General features: G+C 61.7%; 5 protein-coding genes. 4 read left to right on the top strand and 1 reads right to left on the bottom strand.

Features of this window, described 5'->3' with window-relative positions; all coding sequences use genetic code 11:
- Nucleotides 1–142 precede the first annotated feature (142 nt).
- The 4 genes from D6877_RS19310 (at nucleotide 143) to D6877_RS19290 (ending at nucleotide 4,743) form a co-directional block, all read left to right on the top strand.
- A complete protein-coding gene (locus D6877_RS19310; protein WP_130911797.1) occupies nucleotides 143–2,569 on the top strand; it encodes a TonB-dependent siderophore receptor in 2,427 nt (808 codons plus the stop codon).
- Nucleotides 2,570–2,643: 74 nt separating this feature from the next.
- Nucleotides 2,644–3,774 carry a PepSY-associated TM helix domain-containing protein gene (locus D6877_RS19305; RefSeq protein WP_130911796.1) on the top strand — a complete coding sequence of 377 codons (1,131 nt, stop codon included), beginning with the start codon at nucleotides 2,644–2,646 and terminating at the stop codon, nucleotides 3,772–3,774.
- Nucleotides 3,771–3,950 carry a hypothetical protein gene (locus tag D6877_RS19300; protein WP_016772844.1) on the top strand — a complete coding sequence of 60 codons (180 nt, stop codon included), beginning with the start codon at nucleotides 3,771–3,773 and terminating at the stop codon, nucleotides 3,948–3,950. The genes D6877_RS19305 and D6877_RS19300 overlap by 4 nt, the downstream gene beginning before the upstream one ends.
- A gap of 163 nt (nucleotides 3,951–4,113) precedes the next feature.
- Nucleotides 4,114–4,743, top strand: a complete 630-nt coding sequence (locus D6877_RS19290; RefSeq protein ID WP_130911795.1) for a glutathione S-transferase — start codon at nucleotides 4,114–4,116, stop codon at nucleotides 4,741–4,743.
- A gap of 181 nt (nucleotides 4,744–4,924) precedes the next feature.
- Here the strand turns inward: D6877_RS19290 and creD are convergent, their stop codons facing one another.
- Nucleotides 4,925–6,292, bottom strand: a complete 1,368-nt coding sequence (gene creD / locus D6877_RS19280) for a cell envelope integrity protein CreD (RefSeq protein ID WP_122881843.1) — start codon at nucleotides 6,290–6,292, stop codon at nucleotides 4,925–4,927.
- Between the last annotated feature and the right edge of the window lie 23 nt (nucleotides 6,293–6,315).

Here is a 6,315-nt window from a genome sequence, read left to right as displayed (position 1 = left end):
TGTGGGAGCGAGCCTGCTCGCGAAGGCGCCATCAGCCGCACAACCATTTCCTGCAAAAAGAATTTCCACCCAGCCCTATCACTTTTCCAATCTCGTCCGGCACACAGGCAATTGAGAAATATTTCCATTCAGGAGCCGCCGTATGTCCCGTTCGCCAGACACCTTGTTGCGCCCCAGTCTGCTGGCTTTTGCCATCGCTTTCGGCACGCCGCTGATCAGCAGCCCGTTGCTCGCCGCTGAGCAAGCGTCCAGCGTGCGCGCCTACAACATGCCGGCGGCGCCGCTGTCGACCACCCTGAACCAGATCGCCAGCCAGGGCGGCCTCGCCCTGTCGCTCAATCCTGCGCTGGCCGCCGGCAAGACCTCAGCGCCGGTCAACGGCCAGTACGACGCCGCCGGCGCCCTGCGCGCGGCCTTGCGCGGCACCGGTCTGCAACTGGAACGGAGCAGCGCCGGCACTTACACCCTGGTGGCCGTGCCGGAAGGCACGCTGGCCCTGCCGGAAACCTCGGTCATCGGCGTGGAAAACTTCGAAAGCGCCTGGGGCCCGGTCGAAGGCTACACCGCGACTCGCACCGCCGCCGGCACCAAGACCGACACCGCCCTGGTCGAAGCACCGCGATCGATTTCGGTGGCGACCCGCCAGCAAATGGACGACCGCAGCGTGCACAGCCTCGATGACGCCGTGCGCTACATGCCGGGTATCACCGCCAGCAGCTACGGCAGCGACACCCGTGCCGACTGGTTGCGCGTACGCGGTTTCGAACCGACCCAGTTCCTCGATGGCCTGCCGCTGCCCAAAGGCGTGTACGCCAACCCGAAACAGGAAACCTGGAACCTCGACCGCCTCGCCCTGCTGCGTGGCCCGGCTTCGTCGGTGTACGGCCAGACCCCGCCGGGCGGTTTGCTCGACATGGTCAGCCGCCGCCCGAGCGCTGAAGCCAGCAGCGAAATCCAGCTGCAATACGGCAGCGACAACCACCGCCAGATCAACTTCGCCAGCACCGGCAAGATCGATGACGCCGGGCAGTTTCTCTATGGCCTCAGCGGCGTGGTGCGCGACAGCGGCACCCAGGTCGACCACGTCGACAACAAGCGCTACAACATCGCGCCGAGCCTGACCTGGAACATCGACGACGACACCAAACTCACTCTGCTGAGCCAGTTCACCCGCGACGACACCGGCATCACCAGCCAGTTTCTGCCCATTCAGGGCACCAAAATCAAATCGCCGCTCGGTGATATTTCCCATCACAAGAATCTCGGCGATCCGGATTGGGAATACTACGACCGCACCTACTACGCGCTGGGTTATGCCTTCGAACATCGGTTGAACGATGTCTGGCAGTTCAAGCAGAACCTGCGCTACACCAAGTCGGACCTGTCGTTCCAGTCGCTGACACCCGGTTCCTACCCGTTCACCACCGTGGATGCAGAGGGCAACGTCGGCCGCACCAGCACCAGCGTCGACGAAGACATCAGCCAGTTTGCCGTGGACAACAACTTCCAGGCCGACTTCGCCACGGGCGACATTCGCCACACCTTGCTGCTGGGTCTGGATCACCAGCGCAGCAACACCAACTACACCTCGATCTTTGGCGATGGTCTGCAGACCAACGTCATCAACCCGATCTACGGCCAGCCGATCGTACGTCCGGCGCGCTCCACCGCGTTTTACGACTACAACCAGAAGACCTACCAGACCGGTCTCTACGTGCAGGACCAAATGGCCCTCGACCAGTGGCGCCTGACCCTCGGCGGCCGTGAAGACTGGGTGCACACCAGCACTGAATTCTTCAACAAGGGCGATGCGACCAACACCCAGCGTGACAAGAAATTCAGCGGCAACGCGGCGCTCAGCTACGTCTTCGATAACGGCTTCGTGCCGTACCTGTCCTACGCCGAATCCTTCCAGCCGACCACCGGCGCCGATGCCACTTCGACCGGCTCGCTCAAGCCAACCGAAGGCAAGCAGTGGGAACTGGGCATCAAATACCAGCCTCCGGGCAGCAAGACCCTGCTGACCGCCGCCGTGTATGACCTGACCCAGAAGAACGTCGCGGTGAATACCTTCGTCAACAACGTCTCGGTGACCAGCCAGACCGGCGAAGTGAAGGTCAAAGGCCTGGAGCTCGAAGCGGTGTCGGATGTGACCGACAACCTCAAAGTCATCGCCGCCTACACCCTGGCCAAGTCCGAAGTGCAGAAAGGCGTCGACAAGGGCAATCGTCTGCAACTGATGCCCAACCAACAAGCCTCGCTGTGGACCGACTACACCTGGCACGCCGGCGTGCTCGACGGTTTCGGTATCGGTGCCGGCGTGCGCTACACCGGCAACACCTACGGCGACAAGGCCAACACCTGGCTGGGCAAGGCCGATGCCTATACCGTGTTCGATGCCAGCGTGCATTATGATCTCGGCCGTCTGGACAACAGTCTCAAAGGTGCATCGCTGGCGGTGAACGCGACCAACCTGTTCGACAAGGACTACATTTCCACCTGCGACAGCTTCTACTGCTACTACGGCGACCAGCGCAGTGTCGTCGCCAGCGCCACTTACAAGTGGTAAGCCAGTGAGCTGAAACAGGCCCTGTTCCCAGGCCGTCCGCACCGGGCGGCTTTGGTGTTTTTGAAGGTCATGCAATGAAAAGTAAAACCATCCGCCGCTGGTCGTTCATCCACACCTGGACCAGCCTGATCTGCACGGTGTTTCTGCTGATGCTGGCGCTGACCGGTCTGCCGCTGATTTTCAGCCACGAGATTGATCACGCGCTGGGCAACGCCCCGGAGCTGCACGAGATGCCGGCCGACACGCCGCAACTCGACCTGCAGCAACTGGTCGATGCCGCGCAGAAACATCGCCCGGGCGAAGTCATGCAGTACTTCGGTTATGACGACGAAGAGCCGAACGCGGCGTTCGCGATCATGGCCAAGACTGCCGACACCGAGCCGAACTCTTCGCACACTTTCATGCTCGATGCGCGCACTGGCGAAGCGCTGGAAACCCCTTCGGCCAACGGTGGCTTGATGCTGTTCATCCTGCGCCTGCACGTCGACATGTTCGCCGGGCTGCCGGGCAAGCTGCTGCTGGCGTTCATGGGTCTGTTGTTTGTCGTGGCGATCATCTCCGGCACGGTGCTGTACCTGCCGTTCATGCGCCGCTTGAAATTCGGCACCGTGCGCCAGGACAAATCAACGCGGCTGCGCTGGCTCGATCTGCACAATTTGATTGGCGTCGTGACCCTGACCTGGTGTCTGGTGGTGGGCGTGACCGGGGTGATCAGCGCCTGCGCCGACCTGCTCATCGCCGCCTGGCGCAACGACGCGCTGACCACGCTGATCGCGCCGTATCGCGATGCGCCGCCGCTGACCCAACTGGCGCCGGCTACGCGGCTGCTCGACATCGCCGAGGAAGTCGCACCGGGGATGAAGCCGGATTTCATCGCCTTCCCCGGCACGCGCTTTTCCAGCGAGCACCATTATTCGGTGTTCATGAAGGGCGGCACGCATCTGACTTCGCACCTGCTGACGCCAGTGTTGATCGATGCCACGACACTGCAAGTGACAGCTGTGGCCGAACGGCCGTGGTACATGGACGCCATGGGCATGTCGCAGCCGCTGCACTTTGGTGACTACGGCGGCATGCCGATGAAGATTCTCTGGGCGACGCTGGATGTGCTGACGATCATCGTGTTGGCCAGTGGTGTCTATTTGTGGGTGGTGCGGCGCAAGGCGGCCAAGCCTGTATTGGAAACCGCGGAGGCCTCGGCATGAAGCCGCGTCAGTCGAGTTTCTGGAAGGTCTTCAGCACACCGATCGTGATCGCCCTGCTCAGCGCGGCGGGGCTGTTTGCGGCGTTGCTGGGGGATGGAATCTGGGATGCCTTGAGCTGGGTCGGGCTTGGCGTCCCGGCATTTCTGGCGATAAGAGGTTTTCTGCCGCGAAGCTGAGAATCCCTTGTGGGAGCGAGCCTGCTCGCGAAAGCGCCCGGACACTCAACATCAAAGTCGACTGTCACGACGCCTTCGCGAGCAGGCTCGCTCCCACATGGGTTCTGCGCCGGACTCGAGCAGGCTATGCTGCCCGATCATTGTCCTGATCGAGACCTTGCCCATGTCCGCCCCCAGCATGACCCTGTACCACAACACCCTGTCGCCCTTTGTCCGCAAGGTCATGGTGCTGCTGCACGAAACCGGTCAGCAGGATCGTGTCGCGCTGCAGGACTGTGTGCTCAGCCCGGTCAGCCCGAACCCTGCGCTGATCGCCGACAACCCGTTGAGCAAGATCCCCGCCCTGCGCCTGGCCGACGGCAATGTCATCCATGACAGCCGCGTCATCCTCGAGTACCTCGACCAGCAGCACGTCGGCAATCCGTTGATCCCCCGTGAAGGTGCGGCGCGCTGGCGGCGCCTGACGCTGGCGTCGATGGCTGACGGGATCATGGATGCCTCGGTGATGGTGCGTTATGAAACCGTTCTGCGCCCGGTGGAAAAACACTGGGACGAGTGGCTCGACGCCCAGCGCGACAAGATCCGCCGCGCCCTCGCCGTGCTTGAGAACGAAGCGATTGCCGAGCTGACCAGCCATTTCGATGTTGCGGCGATCAGCGTGGCCTGCGCTTTGGGCTATCTGGATCTGCGCTTCCCGGACATGGACTGGCGTGCAGCCAATCCACAACTGGGCAATTGGTATTTTGAAGTGAGTCAGCGACCGTCCATGGTGGCGACGATGCCCAAGCCTTAGATCTGGGCTGCCTGTTCCGGCCTCTTCGCGAGCAGGCTCGCTCCCACAGTTGACCACATTCCAATGTGGGAGCGAGCTTGCTCGCGAATGCACCAACTCGGTTTCTGAGGTAGTGACGCAATAAGCAGCGTCACCAAAACCTCCGCTTCACGCTGTTCCTCGCGTAACCCAAGCCACCCGCTCATTGCATCGCCTCCACATCAAACTCCAGCGGCCTGGCCGGCTTCAAACCAATCCCGTACCAGTCCAGTTTGCGCGTGAGCACCATGAACACCCCGAGCAGACCGAACAGCATCAGCGAGCCCATCAACAGCGCGTAATCCTCGGCGCTGAGCAATCCGTACAGCAGGCCATACAGCGCCGCCAGCCCGGCCGAGAAACTCAAGCCATGCCGCGCGCTGCGCAGGACGTGGCTGACATAGAAGCCGATCAGCAACACGCAGCCACTCGCCGACAACAGATACGCCAGCGCAAAACCGATGTGTTCGGACAGCGACAACAGCAGCAGGTAGAAGAACGCCAGCGCAACACCGACCAAGGCATATTGCACCGGGTGCACCGCCAGGCTCTTGAGCACTTCGAAGAGGAAGAAACCGGCGAATGTCAGGACGATGAACAGCAGCGCGTATTTTATCGCCCGGTCGCTCTTCAGGTACTGATCCACCGGATCGATGAAGCTGACGCCGAAGCTGCGCCCGTTGAGTGCGTCACAGTCGCCAGCGACGCAGCGCTCCATCGCCTCTTGCAGGTTGGTGGAGAAAAACGAGGTCTGCCAGTCTGCGCTGAAACCCTGATCATTGATCTCGCGCTTGGCCGGCAGGAAGTTGCCGACGAAGCTGGGGTGCGGCCAGTTGGCGGCGAGGCTGACACTGCTGGTCTTGCCCACCGGCACCACACGCAGCGAGCCGGTGCCTTGCAGGCGCAGGTCGAAACCAAACGTCAGTTGCGTGGCTTTGCTGGCGTCGAGCGCCGGCAGGGTTACGTGTACGCCCTCACCGATCCAGGCCACTTCGCTGCCGGGCACAAAGTCCAGTTGCTGGCCGCCGAGCTCGAGTTTCAGCGCGTTTTCGATGCCACGAATATCGCTGATACCCACGGCGAGGAACGGCGCGTCGAATTGGTAATCGGCAAAGTTTTCCTTGATGCCCAACTGCGCCGGCAGGGAAAAATGCCCGTCGATGCGGTTGTCGGCGTGGAACAGTCGCGCCTCGTAAATGCCGCGTTTGCGCAGTTCGGTTTGTACTTGCCCGTCGAGCTCGAAACGCTCCGGCAGAAAGTACAAACGCCCGCGCGCTTCGCTGACCTCTTCGTAGCGCTTGTTGGTTTTCTCGTTGGTCTTCCAGGTGCGCACCACCTTGCGATACGGCACCACCATCACCGGTCCGGTCAGCTGCTGGCTGTAACTGGAGCTGCGCGCGATGTCTTCGAGCACACCGTCGCGCAGTTGCTGACGCTCATCGATGATGCCGTCGATCATCAGCAACGGGATCAGCAACAGCAGGATCAGCAAGGCGATCGCGCCGAGTTTGATGGTCAGATTCTTGTTCATGGGACTCTCCCTGTTTGGATGGG

The organism is Pseudomonas sp. Sample_9, assembly GCF_004307535.1.
GTDB classification, from domain to species: Bacteria; Pseudomonadota; Gammaproteobacteria; order Pseudomonadales; family Pseudomonadaceae; genus Aquipseudomonas; species Aquipseudomonas mercuritolerans.
Note: the sequence above shows the minus strand (reverse complement) of the source record. Positions and strands in the feature narration are given on the sequence as shown.

Bases quoted from the DNA above. Each gene is read 5' to 3' on its own strand.
- D6877_RS19300 (WP_016772844.1), top strand. From the start codon at position 3,771: ATGAAGCCGCGTCAGTCGAGTTTCTGGAAGGTCTTCAGCACACCGATC.
- creD (WP_122881843.1), bottom strand. From the start codon at position 6,292: ATGAACAAGAATCTGACCATCAAACTCGGCGCGATCGCCTTGCTGATC.
- D6877_RS19290 (WP_130911795.1), top strand. From the start codon at position 4,114: ATGTCCGCCCCCAGCATGACCCTGTACCACAACACCCTGTCGCCCTTT.
- D6877_RS19310 (WP_130911797.1), top strand. From the start codon at position 143: ATGTCCCGTTCGCCAGACACCTTGTTGCGCCCCAGTCTGCTGGCTTTT.
- D6877_RS19305 (WP_130911796.1), top strand. From the start codon at position 2,644: ATGAAAAGTAAAACCATCCGCCGCTGGTCGTTCATCCACACCTGGACC.